This window comes from Streptomyces sp. NPDC039609 (assembly GCF_055596705.1).
In genome coordinates this window covers 515551-536482 of the sequence record NZ_JBVIUJ010000004.1, presented here as the reverse complement: position 1 = coordinate 536482, position 20932 = coordinate 515551, and the positions used below count along the sequence as shown (strand labels likewise).

At 71.2% G+C, this 20932-nt stretch carries 17 protein-coding genes and 2 pseudogenes; 8 read left to right on the top strand and 11 right to left on the bottom strand.

Translation table 11 applies throughout. The features are described 5' to 3' along the window. Positions 1-23: 23 nt before the first annotated feature. From ACZ561_RS14665 to ACZ561_RS14655, 3 genes are read right to left on the bottom strand one after another with little or no spacing between them, the layout of a single operon-like run. Positions 24-2414: a glycoside hydrolase family 65 protein gene (locus ACZ561_RS14665; RefSeq protein WP_470994118.1), complete on the bottom strand. Its 2391-nt coding sequence runs from the start codon at positions 2412-2414 to the stop codon at positions 24-26. Beyond that, complete coding sequence (locus ACZ561_RS14660; protein WP_470994116.1) at positions 2411-3184, bottom strand: HAD family hydrolase; 774 nt, start codon at positions 3182-3184, stop codon at positions 2411-2413. Before ACZ561_RS14660 ends, ACZ561_RS14665 begins: the two co-directional genes overlap by 4 nt. Further along, positions 3184-4263, bottom strand: a complete 1080-nt coding sequence (locus ACZ561_RS14655; protein ID WP_470994114.1) for a zinc-dependent alcohol dehydrogenase family protein — start codon at positions 4261-4263, stop codon at positions 3184-3186. Before ACZ561_RS14655 ends, ACZ561_RS14660 begins: the two co-directional genes overlap by 1 nt. A gap of 173 nt (positions 4264-4436) precedes the next feature. Between ACZ561_RS14655 and ACZ561_RS14650 the strand changes: the two genes are divergently transcribed. The 6 genes and pseudogenes from ACZ561_RS14650 (at position 4437) to ACZ561_RS14625 (ending at position 10154) form a co-directional block, all read left to right on the top strand. Further along, complete coding sequence (locus tag ACZ561_RS14650) at positions 4437-5864, top strand: MBL fold metallo-hydrolase RNA specificity domain-containing protein (RefSeq protein WP_470994109.1); 1428 nt, start codon at positions 4437-4439, stop codon at positions 5862-5864. Positions 5865-5958: 94 nt separating this feature from the next. Next, positions 5959-6363 carry a cyclic nucleotide-binding domain-containing protein gene (locus tag ACZ561_RS14645; RefSeq protein ID WP_470994107.1) on the top strand — a complete coding sequence of 135 codons (405 nt, stop codon included), beginning with the start codon at positions 5959-5961 and terminating at the stop codon, positions 6361-6363. 10 nt (positions 6364-6373) lie between these two features. Next, positions 6374-7027 (top strand): CBS domain-containing protein, encoded by a 654-nt coding sequence (locus ACZ561_RS14640; RefSeq protein WP_470994104.1) that lies wholly within the window; start codon positions 6374-6376, stop codon positions 7025-7027. Between the two features lie 53 nt (positions 7028-7080). Beyond that, positions 7081-8414: pseudogene (locus tag ACZ561_RS14635) on the top strand (nicotinate phosphoribosyltransferase). Between the two features lie 99 nt (positions 8415-8513). Beyond that, positions 8514-9419 (top strand): potassium channel family protein, encoded by a 906-nt coding sequence (locus ACZ561_RS14630; RefSeq protein WP_470994101.1) that lies wholly within the window; start codon positions 8514-8516, stop codon positions 9417-9419. A 66-nt stretch (positions 9420-9485) separates the two neighbouring features. Beyond that, positions 9486-10154 carry a DUF4389 domain-containing protein gene (locus tag ACZ561_RS14625; protein ID WP_470994098.1) on the top strand — a complete coding sequence of 223 codons (669 nt, stop codon included), beginning with the start codon at positions 9486-9488 and terminating at the stop codon, positions 10152-10154. Here ACZ561_RS14625 and ACZ561_RS14620 read toward each other — a convergent pair. From ACZ561_RS14620 to ACZ561_RS14585, 8 genes are all read right to left on the bottom strand, one after another. Continuing rightward, positions 10085-12835, bottom strand: coding sequence for a cation-translocating P-type ATPase (locus ACZ561_RS14620; RefSeq protein WP_470994096.1), 2751 nt, complete (start codon positions 12833-12835; stop codon positions 10085-10087). The genes ACZ561_RS14625 and ACZ561_RS14620 overlap by 70 nt on opposite strands. Continuing rightward, the gene (locus ACZ561_RS14615) at positions 12828-13421 is read right to left on the bottom strand and encodes an Rv1733c family protein (protein WP_470994093.1); all 594 of its coding nucleotides are present in this window, start codon (positions 13419-13421) and stop codon (positions 12828-12830) included. Before ACZ561_RS14615 ends, ACZ561_RS14620 begins: the two co-directional genes overlap by 8 nt. Positions 13422-13467: 46 nt before the next feature. After that, positions 13468-13971, bottom strand: a complete 504-nt coding sequence (locus tag ACZ561_RS14610) for a flavodoxin domain-containing protein (RefSeq protein ID WP_470994090.1) — start codon at positions 13969-13971, stop codon at positions 13468-13470. Then, positions 13968-14426, bottom strand: coding sequence for an Hsp20/alpha crystallin family protein (locus ACZ561_RS14605; protein WP_470994087.1), 459 nt, complete (start codon positions 14424-14426; stop codon positions 13968-13970). Before ACZ561_RS14605 ends, ACZ561_RS14610 begins: the two co-directional genes overlap by 4 nt. Before the next feature lie 217 nt (positions 14427-14643). Beyond that, positions 14644-15057, bottom strand: coding sequence for a CBS domain-containing protein (locus tag ACZ561_RS14600; protein ID WP_470994084.1), 414 nt, complete (start codon positions 15055-15057; stop codon positions 14644-14646). A 240-nt stretch (positions 15058-15297) separates the two neighbouring features. Continuing rightward, the gene (gene ppsA / locus ACZ561_RS14595) at positions 15298-17700 is read right to left on the bottom strand and encodes a phosphoenolpyruvate synthase (RefSeq protein ID WP_470994081.1); all 2403 of its coding nucleotides are present in this window, start codon (positions 17698-17700) and stop codon (positions 15298-15300) included. Between the two features lie 123 nt (positions 17701-17823). Next, positions 17824-18834 carry a universal stress protein gene (locus ACZ561_RS14590; RefSeq protein WP_470994079.1) on the bottom strand — a complete coding sequence of 337 codons (1011 nt, stop codon included), beginning with the start codon at positions 18832-18834 and terminating at the stop codon, positions 17824-17826. After that, on the bottom strand, positions 18831-19736 hold the full coding sequence (locus tag ACZ561_RS14585; protein ID WP_470994076.1) for a universal stress protein: 906 nt from the start codon (positions 19734-19736) through the stop codon (positions 18831-18833). The genes ACZ561_RS14590 and ACZ561_RS14585 overlap by 4 nt, the downstream gene beginning before the upstream one ends. Before the next feature lie 275 nt (positions 19737-20011). Here ACZ561_RS14585 and ACZ561_RS14580 point away from each other — a divergent pair. Further along, a pseudogene (locus ACZ561_RS14580) lies at positions 20012-20364 on the top strand (universal stress protein); the annotation flags it as partial. A 96-nt stretch (positions 20365-20460) separates the two neighbouring features. Continuing rightward, entirely contained in the window at positions 20461-20874 is a 414-nt protein-coding gene (locus ACZ561_RS14575) for a universal stress protein (RefSeq protein WP_470994450.1), read from the top strand. Positions 20875-20932: the final 58 nt, after the last annotated feature.

The following is a 20932-nucleotide window of genomic DNA, read 5'->3' as shown; positions in this document are numbered from 1 at the left end:
CTTTTCACTGACGGAGCCACTTCTCACAGACGGAACCAACGCTCCTGTCCGGGTGCGACAGTGACCCTCCGGTCGCTGGGGAGGAATACGGCGAGCGGGCTTTCGGGCGAGGCGGGGACCTGGATGGCCAGCCGACCGGGAAGCATCCGCAGGCGTACCCCTCGATGACGGCCGACACACAGGGTGAACGTGAACCGTGGGATCTCCGCCAGTGGCACCGGGGCCACCCGAAGCCCCTCCGGTCCCGTTTCCAGGCCGGTGATCCCGCGTTCGACGAGGTCGACCGTGCCGGCCATCGCGCCGAGATGGATGCCCTCCCCGGTCGTCCCGCCCTGGACGTCGGCCACGTCGGCGAGCAGCGCCTCCTCACAGTAGCGCCACGCTTCAGCGCCCTTCTGCCGGGCCAGCACCCAGCCGTGGACGAGACTGCTGAGCGTCGAGCCGTGGCTGGTGCGCCGTAGGTGGTACGAGACGGTCGTTCGCCACACCTCGTCGTCCAGCGCGTAACCGAGCCGACCAAACAGGTTGTACAGCTCATCGGGCCGGAAGAGATAGCCGAGCATGAGGGTGTCGGCCTGCTTCGACGCCTGGTAGCGGTTGACCGTGTCGCCCTCGGCCTCGAGGATCCGGTCGAGTCTGCGGATGTCGCCGTAACGGGCCCGGTACGCCTCCCAGTCGAGCTCCGCCAGGTCTCCGTATCCCTCGAACTGGCTGACCACGCCCTGGTGGAACGGCACGTACAGACGGCGGGAGACGTCCTCCCAGCGAGCGAGTTCACCGTCGTCCAGCGACAGTTGCTCCGAGAGTTCCGAGCGGCGGGCCGCGGGCAGTTCGCCGAGCAGGGCGAGGCCGCGGGCGAGCACCCAGGCGGCGGTCGCGTTGGTGTAGGCGTTGTCGTCGATGCCCGGGGTCGCGGCATCGGGATAGGCGTCGTGGTACTCGTCCGGTCCCATCACCCCGCGGATGCGGTAGCGGCCGAGCGCGGGGTCGAAGGTGGCGGCCCCGGACCAGTAGCGGGCTACCTCAAGGAGGATCTCCGCCCCGGCGGAGTGGAGGAATCCGCGGTCGCCGGTGGCCTGCGCGTACTTCCAGACGTTGTACGCGACGGCCGAGCCCACATGGCGCTGGAGGTGGGAATGGTCGGGCAGCCAGCGTCCTGAACGGGGGTTGAGGTGCAGGGCCTGAGTCTCCTCGCGACCGGAACTCGCACTCTGCCAGGGGTACATGGCTCCTTGACGCCCGGCGAGGCGGGCGGCCGCGCGGGCGGCCGGCAGCCGGCGGTGCCGGTACATGAGCAACGCGCGGGCCACCTCGGGAAAGTGGAGGTCGAGGTAGGGCAGGACGAAGAGCTCGTCCCAGAAGACGTGCCCCCGGTACGCCTCACCGTGCAGTCCGCGCGCGGGCACGCCCACGTCGAGGTCCGCCGTGTGCGGGGAGAGCGTCTGCAGCAGGTGGAACACCTGCAGCCGCAGGATGCGGCCGGCCTCCCCGGGCACGTGCAACTCGCCCTGCTCCCAGACGCGCTGCCACGCCGCCTTGTGGGCGGAGAGCAGCCGGGGAAAGGCCGGAGCACGGGTGATCACGTCGATGGCTGCCGAGAGCGGGTCGGCGGCGGGCCAGTCCATCGAGGTGTGCAGCGCCAGAGTCTTCACCACCATCGCAGAGCGGCGGGGAACGATCGGCAGGTGGAAGGTCTGCACGGTGCCCGTCGCGGTGGCCGCCTCCCGCGCGGGCCGCGCGGGGCGGGTGACCGTGCGCACGGCCATGGCGATCCTGATGCCCGGGTCGACAGTACGGCAGGAGATCCAAGCGACACCGCCGGGCTCGAATCCGGTCCGGTGGTCCGTGAGATGACGCCCGTCAAGGTGCCTGTAGCGCTCCACTCCGGCGTTGGTGACCGCGCCGTCGAGGACCGACTGCACCTCGACGGAACCGCTCCAACCGTAAGCGCGGAACAGGGTGCACTGGGCAGCAAGACCGGAGTCTCCCATGTGCACGACGCGGATGTGGCTGACGCGCAGGCCCCGCCCGCGGGCATCCTCGAAGAACAGGCGCCGGGTGAGCACACCCGCACGCAGGTCGAGACGGACGTCGTGGTGGCGCAGTTCCGTGGCATCGGGCGTCAGCCAGTCGCCTGCCGGACCGTCGTCCGGCCGGCAGCGGTAGCGCAGAAGCGTCCAGTTCGGAAGGTTGACGAGGTCCTCGTTCTCGACCCGTTCGCCCGCGACGACCGAGGTGAGCCGGTCGTAGCCACCGGCCAGATACGTGCCGGGGTAGTGCGTGGTCCCGGCGGTGCACTCGGGAGCGGAGCCCCGGGTGGCGAACCGGCCGTTGCCGAGGGTGCAGAGCGCTTCGACCAGCGGCTCGCGTTCCGGGTCGTAACGGTCGTAACTCCACGTCCAGCTGGTGGTCATCCGCGCTCACCCCACACGCTCCGGACCAGCGTCGTGAGATCCGGAACCACCAGGTCGGCACCCTGCTCTCGCAGGAGGGCGGCGGTGCGACGCAGCGGGGTGCGGTCGACTCCGGCGACGAGACCGAAACCGCCGCGATGTGCCGCCGCGACGCCGGCGAGCGAGTCCTCGACGACCGCGGCCTCCCTCGGGCGCGTGCCGAGGACGGCGGCCGCCCGCAGGAAGAGCGCGGGATCGGGCTTGCCGGCGAGGCCGAGCCGGGCGGCGTCCTCGCCGTCCACGATCACGGCGAGGAAGCCGGCGAGCCCGGCGGCGCGGATCAGCCCCCGGGCGTGCCGGGAGGCGGACACCGCGGCGCACGGCACGCCCGCCGTGCGCAGGGCCGCGAGAGCCGGCCGGGCGTCGGCGAAGGCCGTGACGCCTTCCGTACGAAGCAGATCGACGAACTCCTGTTCCTTGTGTGCCGCGACGGCCCAGACCGTGCCGCATCCGGGCGCGTCGTGCGGATCTCCCGGTGGGAAGTGAATGCCGCGGGCGGTGAGGAAGGCGGCGGCTCCGTCGTACCGGGACCTTCCGTCGACGTGCCGACGGTACTCGGCGTCCGCGTCGAAGGGCGGCTGTGTCCCGCTGTCGGGCGCCAGTTGGTCGAGGCAGGCGTCGAACGCGATCTTCCACGCCGCCGCGTGCACGACGGCGGAGTCGAGCAGAACGCCGTCGGTGTCGAGGACCACACCGTCCGGCGGCCGAGAGACCGAGCCTCGGCCGTTCATCAAGCTACCGGCGCGTCGGGGAGGCTGACGACCGTGTGCTGCGGGCCGCCAAGCGCGACCTTCAAGGCGCCGGTCTCGGCCGCCCGGCCGAAGACCTCGTACGCCTCCTCCATCTCCCCCAGCTCGAACCGGTGGGTGACCAGTTCCGCCGACGGCAGCCGCCCGGCGGCCATCATGCGCAGCAGCATGGGTGTGGACGAGGTGTCCACCAGGCCGGTGGTGATCGTGACATCCTTGATCCACAGGTCTTCGAGGTGGAGGGCCGCGGGCTTTCCGTGCACTCCGATGTTGGCGACTCTGCCGCCTGGTCGGACCATCCGGGTGCACATCTCAAACGCCTCCGGGACGCCGACGGCCTCCATGACGACGTCGGCGCCGAGGCCGTCGGTCAGATCCGCGACGAGCTGTTCCGGGCCTTCCTCGGCATTCACGGTGGCGTCCGCGCCGAGGGCACGGGCGGCGGCCAGCCGCGACTCGGCCAGGTCGACGGCGACGATCCGGCCCGGACTGTAGAAGCCGGCCGTGGCGATGGCGGCGAGACCGATGGGGCCCGCGCCGACGACGACCACCGTGTCGGCGGGCCGCACGGCACCGTTCAGGACCCCGACCTCGTAGGACGTGGGGAAGATGTCGGCGAGCAGGACCGCGTCGGAGCCGTCGATGGTGTCCGGCAGCGGGTGGACGGACAGGTCGGCGAAGGGCACCCGGACGTACTCGGCCTGCGTGCCGTCGACGGTGTGGCCGAGGATCCAGCCGCCCCCGCCACGGCACTGCCCATAACGGTTCTCACGACAGAAGCGGCACCTGCCGCATGCGGAAATGCAGGAGACCAGGACGCGGTCTCCCGGCCGCACCGTGCGGACGTCGGCTCCGGTCTCGACCACGGTGCCCACCGCCTCGTGTCCGAGGACCCGGCCGGGTGTCACCTCCGGCACGTCCCCCTTGAGGATGTGCAGGTCCGTGCCGCAGATGGTGACGACGTCGACCCGGACGATCGCATCCGCGGGGTCCTCAATGCCTGGGTCCGGCACGTCCTGCCAGGCGATCCGACCCGGTCCCTGGAAGACGAGTGCCTTCATGGCGCCCACCTACTTCCTGTCGCGCGTCGCTGCGGTCCTCGTCCACCAGGCTCCACGGAGCCCTCGGGCGGCACATGAGCCGGTCGGCCCCGAAAGGGGCCGCTCGGACCCTCCGGTCCCGGCCAGTCCGGATGCGAAGGTGGAGACCGGCCCACTCCGAAGGAGGGCTGACCATGTCCGAGGCAGCCCCGAACACCGCTCCCACCGCTCCGCGGCCCGCACTGCTCAGTTTCCTGGGCGGCGTGGGAACGGTCACCGGAAGCAAGTTCCTGGTCGAGAGCGACCATGCGCGGATCCTCCTCGACTGCGGTCTCTTCCAGGGTTTCGCGACCTTGCGGCGCCGCAACTGGGAACGGTTCGCCCGTGACGCCGCGGACGTCGACGCCGTGGTCGTCACACATGCCCATCTGGACCACTGCGGCTACCTGCCCCGCCTGGTCCGGCAGGGCTTCCGGGGACCGATCCTCACCAGCGCCAACACGGCCCGGCTCGCCGGGATCGTGCTGCGTGACAGCGCCCGGCTCCAGATGGAGGCGGCCCGGCACGCCGATGAGCACGGCTGGTCCAAACACCGCCCGGCCAAGCCGCTGTACGACGACTCCGATGTGGAGAAGACGCTGGCGTTCTTCGACCCGTTCCCGGTCGGCGAGGACGTGGAGATCATGTCCGGCACCCGGCTGACACTCCACCACGCCGGGCACATACTGGGATCCGCGTGGGCTCGCCTGACGCTGGAGGATGGCCACACCCTGGCCGTGTCCGGGGACCTGGGGCGGCCCGGACACCCGCTGCTGCTCCCGCCCGAACCGTTCTCCGGCGCCGACGTGCTGCTGATGGAGTCCACGTACGGCGACCGCCGCCACGACCAGGAGTCCGCCCGGTCGGAGTTCGCCGCCGTGATCGCGCGGACCGCCGCCCGGAGCGGCACCGTCGTCATCCCCGCCTTCGCGATCGACCGCACCGAGGTCGTCCTGCACGAACTAACGCTGCTACGCGAGACGGGCGTCCTACCCCGATCGGTCTCCGTGTACGTGGACAGTCCCATGGCTCTGGCCGCCCTCGACGTGTACCGGGACGCGGTGCGCGAGCGGTCCTCCGAGCTGCGGTCGGAGATCCTCGCCGAGGGTGAGGCCGCGCTGAGCCCCGAACCGTTCCTCGCCGCGCGTACCGTCCAGGAGTCCATCGAGATCAACGAGGTCCACGGCCCCGCCGTCATCGTCTCCTCGGCCGGCATGGCGACCGGGGGCCGCGTCCTGCACCACCTGCACCGGCTGCTCCCGGACCCGCGCAACGCGGTCGTCGTGGTCGGCTTCGCCGCGGCCGGCACCCGCGCACGGGACCTGGTCGACGGCGCCAGGACACTCAAGATGTTCGGCGAGTACGTGCCCGTGCGGGCCGAGGTCGCCGACGTCCCCCACTTCTCGGCCCACGCCGACGCCGGGCAGATCATCGACTGGCTGCGCGGCGCCCCTCCCCCGCACACCACGTACCTCGTCCACGGCGAGCCGGCCGCTTCCGAGGCGCTGCGCGATCGCATCGACCGCGAGCTGGGGTGGACGGCCGTCGTTCCCCGGTCGGGTGAGGCCGTGCTGGTCCGCTGACAGGGCCTGTCGGCCCCCCATGTGGGCCCTGCCGGCCCTCCCGGGGCCCGAACGCAGCGCGGGAGTCTGTACGTGAAAGGGCTGGAGGCACGGTATGAGCACCATGACCATGCTGCTGAGCGAACTCACTCCGGACGCACGCGACCGGCTGCTGCGACGGTCCAGGCCGGTCCGCATCCCCGCGGACACGCGGATCTTCCGCGAACGGCAGCCCGCCGACCGCTTCTGGATCATCGAGTCGGGGCGCGTCGGCCTGCACGAGACCCGCCCCGATCACGGCAACGCGCTCGTCGACACGCTCGTGTCCGGCGACCTCCTCGGCTGCTCCGGAATGCTCCCTCCGTACCACTGGCGCCATGGCGCCACGGCGACCACCGAGGTCCACGCCCTCGAATTCGACGGGCAGGCCGTCCGGGAGCTGTGTGCAGAGGACACCGCAATCGGTGAGGCCCTGGCCGCCGCCGTGGCCGCCGCGATGGAGCGACGGCTCCTCACGTGAGGAATAGGCGATGACATCCCAGCCGTTCACCGTCGCCGACGTCATGACCAAGAAGGTCGTCGCGGTCCTGCCCGGCGCGGACTTCAAGGAGATCGTCACCGCGATGCAGCGGTGGAAGGTGACCGCCGTCCCCGTCGTCGAGGGCGAGGGCCGTGTCGTGGGGGTGGTCTCGGAGGCGGACCTGCTGCTCAAGGAGGAGTTCCACGACCACCGCCTGGGACTCGTCGAACAGCTGCGCCGGCTCGACGCCACCGCCAAAGCCGGTTCGCGACGGGCCGGGGACCTGATGACCTCACCCGCCGTCACCGTTGCCCCCGAGGCGCCCCTGCCTCAGGCCGCGCGCCTCATGGCCGCGCATCGCGTCAAGCGATTGCCGGTCGTGGACGCGAGCGGCGCGATCCAGGGGATCGTGAGCCGGTCCGACCTCCTCAAGGTGTTCCTCCGGTCGGACGAGGATCTCGCCGACGAAGTGCGCCGCGACGTCATCGAGCACCTGTTCCCCCTCTCCCGTCACCAGGTCGACGTCCGCGTCGCCGCCGGTGTCGTGACGCTGTCCGGCGAGGTCCGCGACGGCGCGCTCGTCCCACTCGCAACCCGCCTGGCGCGAGCCGTCGAAGGCGTGGTGGATGTACGGTGCGAACTCACCGCCCAGGACCGGACGTAGCCATGCCCCGCCCATCCGGTGCAGCCCACAGGTCGCCCGTACGAGCTCGAACCATGTCCCAGGTGACCGCCACCGACCTGTACGAGGTCACGATGGCTCTGTCGTACCTGCGGGAGGACATGCAGGCACCGGCCACGTTCAGCCTCTTCGTCCGTGACCTCCCACCGGGCCGCGGGTTCCTCGTCGCCGCCGGGCTCGAACCTGCCCTCGACTACCTCTCCGGCTTCCGTGTGGGCCGCTTTGACGTGCAGGAGTTCGCCGAGGCGCTGCGACGGCCGGTCGATGACGTCGAACCACTGCAGGGCCTGTCCTTCGACGGCCACGTCCGCGCCGTGCCCGAAGGGCGGCTCGTCTTCGCGGGTGAGCCGCTCCTCGAGGTCACCGCGCCGCTGCCGCAGGCGCAGCTCGTCGAGACGTACCTGCTCTGCCTTCTCTGCCATCAGACGGCCGTCGCCTCCAAAGCGGCGCGGTGCGCGGTCGCCGCCGCCGGGCGGCCCCTCATCGACTTCTCGCTGCGCCGCACACACGGGCCCGAGGCAGGCATGGCCGCGGCACGCCTCTGCGCACTCGTCGGCTTCGCCGGCACCAGCAACGTCGCCGCCGCCAACCGGTACGACATCCCCGCCGCCGGCACGATGGCCCACTCGTACATCGAGACCTTCACGTCGGAAGAGGCGGCGTTCCGGGCGTTCGCCCGCGCCCATCCCGGCCCGGTGACCTTCCTGGTCGACACCTTCGACACCGACCGCGGTGTCGCGACGGCGGCGCGCGTGCTCAAGGACCTCGGGCTGGGCTCGGGGTGCGGGGTCCGGCTCGACAGCGGAGACCTGGGCGCACTGGCTCGCCAGGCCCGCGCGGCGCTCGACGAGGCGGGCCTGGGGGACGTGCGGATCATCGTGAGCGGCGGTCTGGACGAGTACGGCGTCCACCGGCTCATCCGTGAGGGAGCGCCGATCGATGCCTTCGCCGTCGGGACGAAGGTCGGCACCGCCGCCGACGCCCCGTATCTGGACGCGGCGTACAAGCTGGTCGAGTACGACGGGCACCCTGTGATGAAGCTGTCGTCCGCAAAGGTGACGGCGCCGGGGCAGAAGCAGGTCTTCCGTGGTCCTGGCCTTCGGGCGTCATCGGCCTGGCGAACGAGGAGCCGTCTGCGGGCACGGAGGCCCTGCTGCGGACCGTGATGCGCGACGGGCTGCGTGCGGAGCCGCCGGACACCCTGACCGCTGCCCGCGCCCGCTTCGAAGCGGATCTCGCCGAGCTGCCGAACGAGGCACGGCGTATCGATCGCCCGGTGACGCCGGAGCCCATGGTGTCAACGCGGCTGACGACACTGACGACCGCCGTACGACAGCGCATCGAGGCGCGGACGCGCGCCGGACGGTAGGCATGACCCGGCCGCCCGCAGCCTTCCGCCGTCCGCCACCGGACTGAGATCGGCGGCCGGACGGACGGGATGCATCGCCTCCGGGGGAACAGTGCCGTAATGACGTGGCTTCCGATGCTCACAGGCGCTTTCCTGGTGCTGTTCATCCTCCGGGACCTCTTCCACACCCTCTGGCACCCGACCCGCCACGGCGGTCTCAGCAGGCTGGTGATGAGGTCCATGTGGTGGTTGTCGGCCCACCTCGGCGAACGGTGGCGGTCGGCCGGTCTCGCCGGCCCGATGGGCATGGTGACGGTCCTCGCCGTCTGGGCGCTCACGGTGGCCGTGGGTTGGGGGCTCATCTACTGGCCCCACATGCCCGAGGACTTCTCGTACGCCACGGGGCTCGCCCCTGCCCAGCACGCGGGTCCGCTCGACGCACTCTACGTCTCCCTGGTCACCCTGGCCACGCTCGGTCTGGGGGACATCGCGCCGGCCTCGGGCTGGCTGCGCGTGCTCGCCCCCATGGAGGCCCTGGTGGGCTTCGTCCTGCTGTCGGCGACCGTCGCCTGGATCCTCGGCATCTACCCGGCACTGGCCCGCCGCCGGGCGCTCGCCCTGCGGCTGTCCCACGTACGGCGCAGCCGGGTCACCGCCGGGGCTCTGGACTCCGACGGAGGCGCCGCACTCCTGGACGGTCTCGCCTCGGCCCTCTCCACCATCACCGTCGACTTCCTGCAGTACGCCGAGTCGTACTACTTCTACGACGGGGACGAGAACACGTCCCTGGCCGGGCAGCTCGGCCACACCGTCGGCCTGGCGGACCAGGCGGCGGAGGCCCGTCATCCGGACGTCCGGCTCTCCGCGTCGGTGCTGCGCACGGCACTGGAGGACCTGGCCACCGTGCTCGACGAGCGCTTCCTGCGCACGGGAGAGGCTCCTGAGCAGGTCTTCAGGGCCTACGCCGACGACCACGGACGCTCCCCGGGGCCGACCCGACCTGCGCCGGGCGGCGGAAGCGGGTGATCCTGAGAGGTGGGGGGCGTCGACGGCGGCGTACGCGCGGAAAGACCTGGCGAGGAAGTGACGACGATGGACATACAGCCCGCCCCTCGGCCTCCGGTGGCCGTGACCGCCGAGCTGGACACCCCGCTGTCCCGCTGGCTGTGGCTGGTCAAATGGATCCTGGTGATCCCCCACTGGATCGTGCTGTTCTTCCTCTGGATCGCCTTCTTCGTCGTGACGGTGATCGCGTTCTTCGCCATCCTTTTCACCGAGCGCTTCCCACGGGGCCTGTTCGACTTCAACCTCGGCGTGCTCCGCTGGTCATGGCGCGTGTCGTACTACTCGTACGGAGCCCTGGGCACCGACCGCTACCCGCCCTTCAGCCTGGGCCCGGAGCCGGACTACCCGGCCCGGCTCGACATCGCCTACCCGGAGCGCCTCTCCCGCTCACTGGTCCTGGTCAAGTGGTGGCTGCTGGCCATCCCCCAGTACCTCGTGATCGCCTTCTTCACCGGCGGTATGCAGATGCACTGGTGGAGCGGCGGTCTGATCACCCTGCTGACCGTCATCGCGGGCTGCGCCGTCGCCTTCACCGACCGGTATCCGCGCGACCTGTTCGCCCTGATCGTCGGACTGAACCGCTGGGTCCTGCGCGTCGCCGCCTACGCGAGCCTGATGACGGACGCCTACCCGCCCTTCCGACTCGACCAGGGCGGGACCGAGACGGCCGGGGCCGAGCGCGCCGCGGGCGGCTGACGGCGCCGCCTGGCGCGCCGCAGCTCGTCCGTGCCCCACACCAGGACCGGGAAGGTCGCGATGAGCAGGACGACGTCCAGAGGAAGTGCGGCTGTGCCGAAGAGGTGCTGGAGCGGGGGCGCGTAGACGAGGGCGGCTGTGAAGGCGAGTTCGAAGGCGATGCCGGCGAGCAGCAGCGGGTTCGAGAACAGGCCGATGTCGCGCAGCGCGGCGTGATCGGTGCGGGCAGCGAGGGCTGTCCCCACCTGGCAGGTGACGATGCCGGCGAAGGTGGCCGTGGTGGCCGTCACGTAGGCGTGGTGCAAGGGGCTGCCCGTGCCCGTGGGATCGCCCGGCTGCCAGCCCGCACGCCACAGCACGTAGAAGTAGCCCGCCATGACGAAGGCCGCCGACACCAGCCCCAGGTAGCCCCAGCTCCGGACGAGCATGTCGCGGGAGATCACGCTCTGGTGCCGTGGCCGGGGCGGGCGCTGCATGATGCCGGGCTCTGACCGTTCCCGCCCCAGCGCGAGAGCGGGCAGGGTCTCGGTGCCGAGGTCGATGGCGAGGATCTGCAGCACGGTGAGGGGCAGCGGTACCGCGCCGGCCGAGAGCGCGAAGACGAGGAAGGGCACGATCTCCGGGGTCGCGTGGGCGAAGATGTAGACGATGAACTTGCGTACGTTGTCGTAGACACGGCGCCCGGATTCGACAGCGGTCACGATCGTGGCGAAGTCGTCGTCCGTGAGCACCATGGTGGCGGCCTCGCGGGCCACATCGGTGCCGGAGCGTCCCATGGCCACCCCGATGTGAGCGCGGTGCAGCGCAGGGGCGTCGTTGACCCCGTCACCCGTCATGGCGACGATCCGGCCGTGAGCCCGCAAAGTGTCGGCCACCTTGAGTTTCGTCTCGGGCGAGGAGCGGGCGAAGACGATCTCGGCGTCGCCCTCCACGAGGAGCCGGTCGAGCTCGTCGTCGCCCAGCGATTCGGAAGCCGCGACCACGTGCAGGCGGGGCATTCCGATGCCGACCTCCCGGGCGACGGCCGCGGCAGTGGCTCCGCTGTCCCCCGTCACGACGTGTACCCGGATCCCGGCCTCGTGGCAGCGGCGTACGGCCTCCGCCACCTCGGGGCGCGGCGGGTCGTACAGCCCGACCAGACCGAGCAGCATCAGCCCCGATTCGGCGTCCTGACGGCGCGACGGCGGCTCCGCGCCCGACGGCAGGACGCGCGCGGCGACGGCGAGGACCCGCATGCCGCCCTGGGCCAGCTCCTCCGCCGCCGAGCGGGCGGCGTCCGTGGCGGAGCCAGGAAGGACCCGGGCCAGGAGCGCTTCAGGCGCCCCCTTGGCGACGATCCGCAGGCGACCCGTCGTCTCGTCGTCCTGCACGACCGACATCAGCCGCAGCCGCGGATCGAAGCGGAACAGTCTGCGGCGTCCCGCGTCGCGCCGGGTGAGATCCACCGGGGCCCCGTGGTCGGCGGCCCCGGTGACGAGGGCAGCCTCGGTCGGATCGCCGTGCAGCTCATCGTCCTCATCGCGGGTGACGGTGGTACACAGGGCGCTCGCCCGCACCAGCTCCTGGGCCCAGGGTCCGGGTTCCGCTCCATGCCCTGCGGTCCAGAGCGCTCTCAGACGCATTCGGTTGCGGGTCAGCGTGCCGGTCTTGTCCGTGCAGATGACGTTCGTGGAGCCGAGCGTCTCCACGGCGCTGAGCCGCTTCACCAGGGCGCCCTCGCGGGCCAGCGCGCGGACACCGACGGCGAGGGCCAGCGTGATGGTCGGAAGCAGTCCCTCGGGGACGTTGGCGACGAGTAGCCCGATGGCGAACGTGAGGGAGTCGGTCACCGGCAGTCCGACAGCCACCCCTAGGACCAGAAACACGGCCCCCATGCCGGTGGCGACGCCGGCGATGAGCCAGGCCACCTTCTTGACCTGTCGTTCCAACGGGCTCGCCTCGCGTCGGGTCCGCTGGCTGAGGGCGGCGATCCGTCCGAGCTCGGTGTGGTTGCCGGTGGCGAACACGATGGCCCGGGCCTGTCCCTCGACACAGGTCGTCCCGCTGAAGACGAGGTTCGGCTCCTCCAGCAACGGGGCGCCGAGGAGCCCGGCCGCGGCCATGCGTTCGGCGGGGACGGACTCCCCCGTGAGCATCGACAGATCGACTTCCACTCCGCCTTCGGTGACGCGCGCGTCGGCAGGGACCTTGTCGCCCTCTTCCAAGACGATCACGTCGCCCGGCACCAGGTCGCGGGCCTCCACGGTGAGGGGCCGACCGTCGCGTACGGCGAGGGCGTGCTCGGGCAGATAGCGCGCGAGGGTCTCCACCGCGCGCTCGGCCTGGCGTTCCTGAAGCAGCGCGAAGCCCGCATTGACGGCGATGACCGCCAGGATCGCCCAGCCGAGCACCCCGAGATCCGCGACGAAGGCCAGCGCGGCGGCGGCCCAGAGCAACAGGGCGAGCGGGTGGACCAACTGCCCGACCAGCTCCCGCGCGAAGGAGGAGCGGGCCTTGCGCCGCACTTCGTTGGGCCCGTGGACGGCGAGCCGGCGGGCGGCCTCGCGAGCGGACAGCCCATCCGGTCCGGTGGCGAGTTCCCGGCGCAGCCTGGGCAGGGGCTCGCTGGGGTCGAAGGGTAGCGCCTCGCTGGGGGACGTGGGCCGCTCCGATGCGGTACGGCCGGTGGCACGGTCAGCCATCGTCGCCCCCTGGATCACTGCCTCGGTGAAGGCGGCCGGACCAAACGGGTTCCACGTGCTCCCACTCCCGTTCCCACGCCGCGAGCCGGTGGCCTTCGGACCGCCGCCGGACGATGAGGACCACACCGACTCCCATCACCCCGACGGCTCCTGCCGCCGCGGTACCGCCTGAGAGAGAGGTGAGGGCTCGGTCCGCAGCGCCGCCCGGGGGCCGGGCGGGCGTCCCCTCGTCGTCCACCCAGATCGTCACGGCGCGCCCCTGGGACGTCGCGGGCGGGACGTGGATGTTCCCGGACCTAGGGACGTGCACGGGCTGTTCCCACACCGCCGGTGCGACGGCCTGTGGCTTCGCGCCGTACCGAGTCGCGACGGGTAGGTCTTTGGCCGGGCCTGTGGTGGTCGCCCGGACCTGGTGACGGTGGGCGGCGAGCTCACGATCGGCCCTGGCTCCGGCGTTCCACAGCATGCCGGCGGCCACGGCGCCGCAGACCAGGGCCATGATCAGGACGAAGGCCAGGGCGGCACGCCCGACAGGTCCTCTCGGCAGCAGGGCGCTCCCGCTGCCCGACGGCTCGTGGTGCAACATCCCGCACCTCCCCGGGGGTGGCCGGCCAATGGATCCGCGGCTCCGCTCAGGGGGTGGCGTCGAGTTCCGTTCCGATGTGGTGGGCCCATGCCCGGATCCGTTCCGGATTGCGGAAGTCGCCGCCCTTGCCTCGGCTCACCATGTGCCGGGCCACCGGGTCCGACGTCTCGGCCGTGACAGAGCCGCCGAAAGTGATGTGCTCTCGAGCACCGAGCTTTTCCATCCGCCGGGCCACGCCCCGTACGGGCGGGATGTCGTGGTCGTCCGCGGAACTGTCGACCGGCCCGCTGCTGAAGAACCACAGCGGCCGGTGCCTGAGCTGTTCGGCGTTGCGCCGCGCGCACCGTCTTGCCTTGCCGGTCCAGTGCCCGGCATAGAGGGCTCCGCCGAGAACGACTCCGTCGTAGCCGCTCACGTCGGTGACAGTGTCGGCGGGAAGAACAACCGCGTCGAAGCCGTCCTCCCGGAGGGTCTTGCCGATCTCTTCGGCTATCCCAGCGGTCGCGCCGGCCTTGCTTCCGTACGCGACCAGGACGCGCTTGGCGCTCATGGCGCCGCTCCCTCGTCCGGCTTGTCGCTCCGCTTCACCGGAATGGTCCGGACGGACGTGGTCTCCTCTTCGGGCATCGGGACGCGGATGGTGAGGATGCCGTCCGCGTACGACGCCTCGACGTCGTCGGCCGGGATCGTGCCCGGGAGGCGCACCGTCCGGCGGAACGATCCGTAGCGGAACTCCGAGTGCTCCTTGTCCTCCTTGCCTTCGCTGTGCTCCGCGCTCACCGTGATGAGGTTGTCGTCGACGGTGATGCTGATGTCGTTGTCCGGGTCCATACCCGGGAGCTCGGCCCGCAGTGTGTACACGCCGTCACCGCTGGTCACCTCCACCGGAATGGAGTGAGCAGCCGTCGCGGGTCGCCACCCGGGCAGCCCCGGAAACTCCCGGTTGAACAAGTCGTTGAAGTCGGGGAAGAGGCTGTGCCTGCGTTCCACCTTGCCTCCGGCCATTGTTCTGCTCCTCGTTTCGGGGCCCAGGACGGTCGTCGTGGACCCGAGTCGGTGCGGACAGGCGGCGGATCGGGGTACGGGGCCCGGTCCGACTCCGTAACCCAATCGTCCGCCCGCGAGGTCATGTGGCGCAGCGTCCAAGGGGGCTGTCCGACGGGGCCGAACGGGCCGCACCAGGAAGGACCGACCGGCCCATGGCGCCACGGCTCCGGTGCTGTCAGCGGCAGATCTCCTCGACGAAGTGGCCCACGCGTTCCTCCGGCAGGTGCCGCGCCAGGTCCGCCTCACTGATCATGCCGACCAGGCGATGGTCGTCGATCACGGGCACGCGGCGAATGTGGTGGTCCTGCATCGTGCGGAGCACCTCTTCGCTGTCGGCGCCCGCGTCCACGGTGACCGGCTTGCCCTGGGCGAGGTGCCCGGCCGTCATCCGGTGGGGGTCCTTGCCCTTGGCGAGGCACTTCACCACGATGTCCCGGTCGGTGATGATGCCGTGCAGCCGGTCGTCCGGCCCGCAGATGGGCAGTGCGCCGACATCCAGTTCGCTCATGCGGCGTGCGGCGTCCATCAGGCTCTCGTTCTCCTGCACGCAGCTCGCACCGGTGTGCATGATTTCCCTTGCGGTCGTCATGGCCGCGTCCTCCTTTCAGGCCCCCCTGCTCGCGATCCGGCCGATTCGCCGTTGGTCAGAGGAAGAGCGTCGACACCCTGATGGTGTGTACCGGACGCTTGGGACGCCCGTTCGCCCCCTCAGCGGGCGGCTGGTGGTTCATGGGGCGACCACGCCGCGTGTCCGTGGCCTTCGGTCGACCGGGCTGGGCCGACGACTCGGTGTCCCGGGCGACTCGGTTCCGTGTCTTTCTGGGCACGGTCACTCCTCCCTTCGTCCGGCGCCGCTCTCGAGCGTCGCCTCCGCTCGGGCGACGTGACGCTTGACGGCCGCGAAGCTGTCCGGCGCCACGGAGATGGAGTCGAGGCCCGCGTCGACCAGGATCGCGGTGAACGCCGGATCGTCGCTGGGCCGCTGCCCGCACAGTCCGGCAGGGCGGCCGGCCGCGTGGGCGCGGGCGGCGAGGGTCTGGATACTGCGGACGACGGCGGGGTCGCGCTCGTCGAAGACGTGGGCCAGGGCCTCGGAGTCGCGGTCGACGCCGAGGGTGAGCTGCGTGAGGTCGTTGCTGCCGATCGAGAACCCGTCGAAGCGTTCCGCGAAGTCCTGGGCGAGGATGATGTTGGCCGGTATCTCCGCCATGACGTAGACGCGCAAGCCGTTCTGACCCCGGACGAGTCCCTCCTCCGCCATCGCCACGAGCACCTGGTCCGCCTCTCCGAGGGTCCGGCAGAAGGGGATCATGACGACCACGTTCGTCAGTCCCATGTCCTCACGGACCCGGCGCAGCGCACGGCATTCGAGGGCAAATCCCTCACGGTAGCCGTCGCTGTAATAGCGGCTCGCACCGCGCCAGCCGATCATGGGGTTGGCCTCGTCGGGTTCGAAGGGCCGGCCGCCGAGCAGTTTGGCGTACTCGTTGGTCTTGAAGTCGCTGGTACGTACGACGACGGGTGCGGGCCAGCGGGAGGCGGCGATCCGAGCGATGCCATGGGCCAGGCGCTCGACGAAGTACTGTCCACGGTCGAGGTACCCCTCGGTGAGCCGGTCGATCACATGACGGTCATGTGGATCGAGCCGCTCCGGGTGCAGCAAGGCCATCGGGTGGACCTTCACTTGGTGGGCGACGATGAACTCAAGACGCGCGAGGCCCACTCCATCGGCAGGGAGCCGCCACCAGCGGAACGCGGCCGACGGGTCGGCCAGGTTGAGCATCACCCGGGTGCGCGTGGCGGGCAGCTCCGCGAGGTCGGTCAGGATCTCCTCGTACGCCAGCAGGCCCTCGTGAACCCGCCCGCGCTCGCCCTCGGCACACGAGACGGTCACCAGCCTGCCGTCCTGCAGAATCTGGGTGCCGTTGCCGGTACCGACGACGGCGGGGACGCCGAGCTCGCGGCTGACGATGGCTGCGTGCGAGGTGCGTCCGCCGTGGTCGGTGACGATCGCCGACGCCCTCTTCATGACCGGTTCCCAGTCGGGGTCGGTGACTCGGGTGACGAGGACCCCGCCCTGCGGGAAGCGGTCGAGGTCGACAGGGGCGTCGAGGGCGACGACGGGACCCTGGCCGATCGCCTCGCCGACCGCGATGCCCTCCACGAGGGGTTCGCCAGGGACGACGGTCAGCCGGCAGCGGCGTAGGGTCGTGGACCGCCGGCGGGACTGCACGGTCTCGGGGCGCGCCTGGACGATCCAGAGTTCGCCGGTGAGGCCGTCCTTGGCCCATTCGAGGTCCATCGGGCAGCCGTAGTGTTCCTCGATAGCGGCCGCCCACGCGGCGAGCTCGCGGATCTCCGCGTCGGCGAGGACCCGTTGGGTCCGCTCGGCGTCGGGGGTGTCGACCGTGCGCGTCAGCCCGGTGTCCGCGTACACGGTCTTCAGCCGCTTGCTGCCGATCCGCACATCGATCACGGGGTCCAGGGCGGGGTCCTTCATGCTGGGCTTGAACACGGTGTACTCGTCGGGGTCGACCTGGCCGCTGACGACGGTCTCGCCCAGGCCCCAGGCGGCGCTCACCACGATCACCTCGGGGAAGCCGCTCTCCGGGTCGAGGGTGAAGGCGACTCCGGCCCCGGCGAGGTCGGAGCGGACCATGAGCTGGACGCCGACGGAGAGGGCGACGGCGAGGTGGTCGAAGCCCATCCGCTCGCGGTAGTCGATCGCCCGGTCGGTGAACAGGGAGGCGTAGCAGCGCCCGCACGCCTCCAGGAGCGCATCGGTGCTGCGGACGTTCAGGAATGTCTCCTGCTGCCCGGCGAAGCTCGCCTCGGGCAGGTCTTCGGCCGTTGCGCTGCTACGCACGGCCACCTCGGGTGCCTCCCGGCCGCTCTCCTCGGCCAGCCGCTCGTACGCGGTCAGGATGGCGTCCCGCAGAGGCGGAGGCAGTGGCTGCGCGAGGAAGAGAGAACGGATGGCCGCCCCGACCTCGTCGAGCGGGGCCCCTTGGTGCAGGCGGCCGATCTGCTCCTCGACGGCGTCGCGCAGTCCGCGGCCCGCGAGAAGTTCCTCGTACGCCTCGGCGGTGGTGGCGAAGCCCGGCGGTACGCGTATGCCCGCGGCGCCGAGCCGGTTGGTCATCTCTCCCAGCGAGGCGTTCTTGCCTCCCACCCGGCCGACGTCCGACCGGCCCAGCTCCGTGAACGGTACGACGCGTCGCGTCGGTCCCATGACATCCTCCGTGGTCTCGGGCGTCAGTACGGGAGCAGTCGGCCGGACAGGGTGCGCAGATCGAGGGGCTCGGCCTGCGGGGCTGGCGGGGCCGGGGGCTGATCCGGATGCGCTGCATGGTGCTCACCTCTCCGGAGAACCGGCGGACGGACCGGGGTCGTCCTCTCGACCCACCGTCCCGCGTGGAGGTCGTCGCGCCCCAGTGCCGAGCGGGTCACCGGGCCGGGGCCGGTCGGTCGCACTGGAACGGGACCGGTCGGCCCATGCCGGGTCGCCGGTCCGCCCTCCGCGCTGTGGGAGGGGAACGGTGATCACCGGACACATGGCGCGGTGCAGCAGGCCGTGGACCGTCGACCCCAGCCGCATGCCGAAGTAGCCGCCACGGCCTCTTCGGCCGACGATCAGGGCCGGGGACTCCTGGGATGCCAGGGCGAGTTGCTCGACCGGGTGTCCTCGAAGGACCTCTTGGGAGATGGCGACGTCCGGATACCTCTCCGCCCACCCCGCAACCGCCTCCGCCAGCAGCCGACGGCGCTCGGCCAGACCCTCGTCCCGATCGTCGTGGGCGAGGACGGAAGGGGGCCAGACCCAGACGGCGCGCAGTCGTGCTTCGCGCAGGCTCGCCTCCTCGACGGCGAAGGCGATCGCGGCCTGTGAGGACTCGCTTCCGTCCACACCGACGACGAGGGTCGGTGGGTGCACGGCGGTGTGCTCGGGTACGCGGACCACGACGACGGGGCAGTCGGCACGCGCGGTGAGCGGGACGGCCACGGAGCTCTCGCTGAACACCTCGGCCACCCTGCCGAGACGGCGCGAGCCGACGACGACGAGTGCGGCGTGCGGCGCCATGTCGCGGAGCACGGCCGCGGGCACACCGTTCACGCGTTCCGTCGCGATCCGCAGACCGCCGTGGAGTTCCCGTACGAGGTCCTCCGCGTCGGCGATCGCCGACTCCCCGCGGAGGCGCAGGGCGCTCTGGTGGGCGAGCGCGTCGTACCGGAGCCCGTCGTGGGCGGGCGGCACGGCGACGACCAGGCGGAGAGCCAGTCCTCTTCGTACGGCCTCGTCGGCGGCCCAGACGAGAGCGGGGACGGACTGCTCCCGAGGGTCGACGCCGAGCAGGATGTCGTTCACGTCTCCTCGATCCGGGTGGCGAAGGCGGGAGGGACGATCTCCACCGGGCAGTGGGCGTGGTGGAGCAGGACATGGGCGACGCGCCCCAAGGACGGCCCCGCGCCCAGAACACGGTGTTCTCTGCCCATCACGAGCAGATCGGTGTGGGCACTCGCCTCCACCAGAATCCCGGGCGTGCTCGTGCCCGTCTCGACGTGATGGCTGACGATGAGCCCGGGATAAAAGTCACGCACGCGGTCGGCGAGCGCCTTGATCTCGTGCACGCGCTTCCGTGCGATCTCGTCGAGGTCGTCCAGCATGGTCGCGACGCTGCCGACGTGGGTGAGCACGTTCCAGACACTCACCAGTCGCAACACCGCCTTGCAGGCGTCCGCCTCGGCAGCCGCGAGGAGCAGCCAGCCGACATCCGAGGCGCCGTGCACGGCAGCCGTCACCGAGCCCGCTGCAGGACGATCGCCCTCGCCACGCACCACGATCACGGGTACGTCGGCGCGGGCTGCCACACCCAGACCGACGGATCCGAGCAGAAGCGTCGAGAATCCGCCCAGCCCCCGGCTGCCCACCACGATCGTCCCCCGGTGGCCGGCGGCCGCCCGAAGACCGGCGACCGGCTCCTGACGGCTCAGCTCCCTGGTGACGGCGAGGTCCGGATAGCGTTCCGCAACCGCGCTCGCGGTCTCGAGCAGCAGGTCGCGACCCGCTTCACGCACTTGCTGGAGCGTCTCGGCATTCGCGTAGAGCGCCCGGCGATCGGTGTCGGCTGCGTGTACGAGACGCAGGGGCCGTCCTCGACGGTCCGCCTCAGCGGCGGCCCAGAGCACGGCCCTGCGCCCGGAGGGGGACCCGTCGACTCCCACGACGACGTTGCCGAGCTCCGGTCGGGCGGGGGTCTCGCTGGTCATGGCTCCTCCTCCGGGGTGCACCCGAGGCTCGGGAGCGCGTCCCGAGAGGCGACATCTCCCACACTCGCATCGTGGTGGGCCTCCTCGGGATGGGCCGTTCGGCCCCGATAAGGCCCTGCCCGGCCCTGCTGCCGGAGGCGACGTGACCCCGACCTGAAAGGTGAGATGTCCTGTCCGATCCGGACCAGGGACGGGACGATGCGGGGCGGGACGGGACGAGGCGGGGCGGGACGGGACGAGGCGGGGCGGGACGGACTCGATGAGGGAGGCACGCCATGACAGCCCAGGTCACCGTCGGTCTGGACGGCTCCGATGAAAGCCTCGCCGCCGCCCGTTGGGCCGCGACGCAAGCGGTGCTGCGCGAAGTGCCCCTCAGGCTGGTGCACGTGGAGGAATGGCCGAGCATGCCGGAAGTACCCATGGCGTACGCCCGCACACTCGCCCACGACGAGCAGACCGAGAGATTGATGCGCGAGGAGACGGATCGAGCGCGGAAGAACCATCCCGGCCTCGAGTCATCACGGAGCATGCGCACGGCCGGGCAGCCGAGGAACTGACGGCCGCCGCGAACAAGGCGGATCTGACGGTCCTTGGTTCGCGCGGACTCGGCGGCGTCCGCGGCTTCCTCGTCGGCTCGGTCTCCCTCGCCGTCGTCGGCGCGGCCGGACAGCCGGTCGTCCTCGTACGCGGCGAGGACAGCCGCACAGCTCCCGAAGGCGGGATCGTGGTGGGCGTCGACATCTACCACCCGTGCGAAGCTCTGCTCGCGTTCTCGTTCGCTGAAGCCGCCCGCAGGGGCACGCCCCTGCGGTTCCTGCACAGCTGGACGCTGCCCGCCTCGTACGGCTACGCGGCCGTCATGGACCCGGGGATCGGCGAGGAGCTGGGCGGCCGCCTCCTTGGGGGACTGGACGACTTGCTGGAACCTTGGCGGAAGCGTTACGCGGGCGTAGCCGTTGCGGCCGAGGCGATGGTGGGCCCGCCCGCGTACCAGCTGGTCGAGGCGTCACAAACCGCGCAACTCGTCGTCGTGGGACGCCGGAGCCGGAAGGTCCCCCTCGGCGCGCATCTCGGCCATGTCGCCCACGCGGTCATCCACCACAGTCCCGCGCCGGTCGCCGTCGTCCCCTTGATGTGAGTGGACGGCGGCGACTCCGCCGTCGCCGGCCCACGGACGGACGCCATCTCTTCCCCCT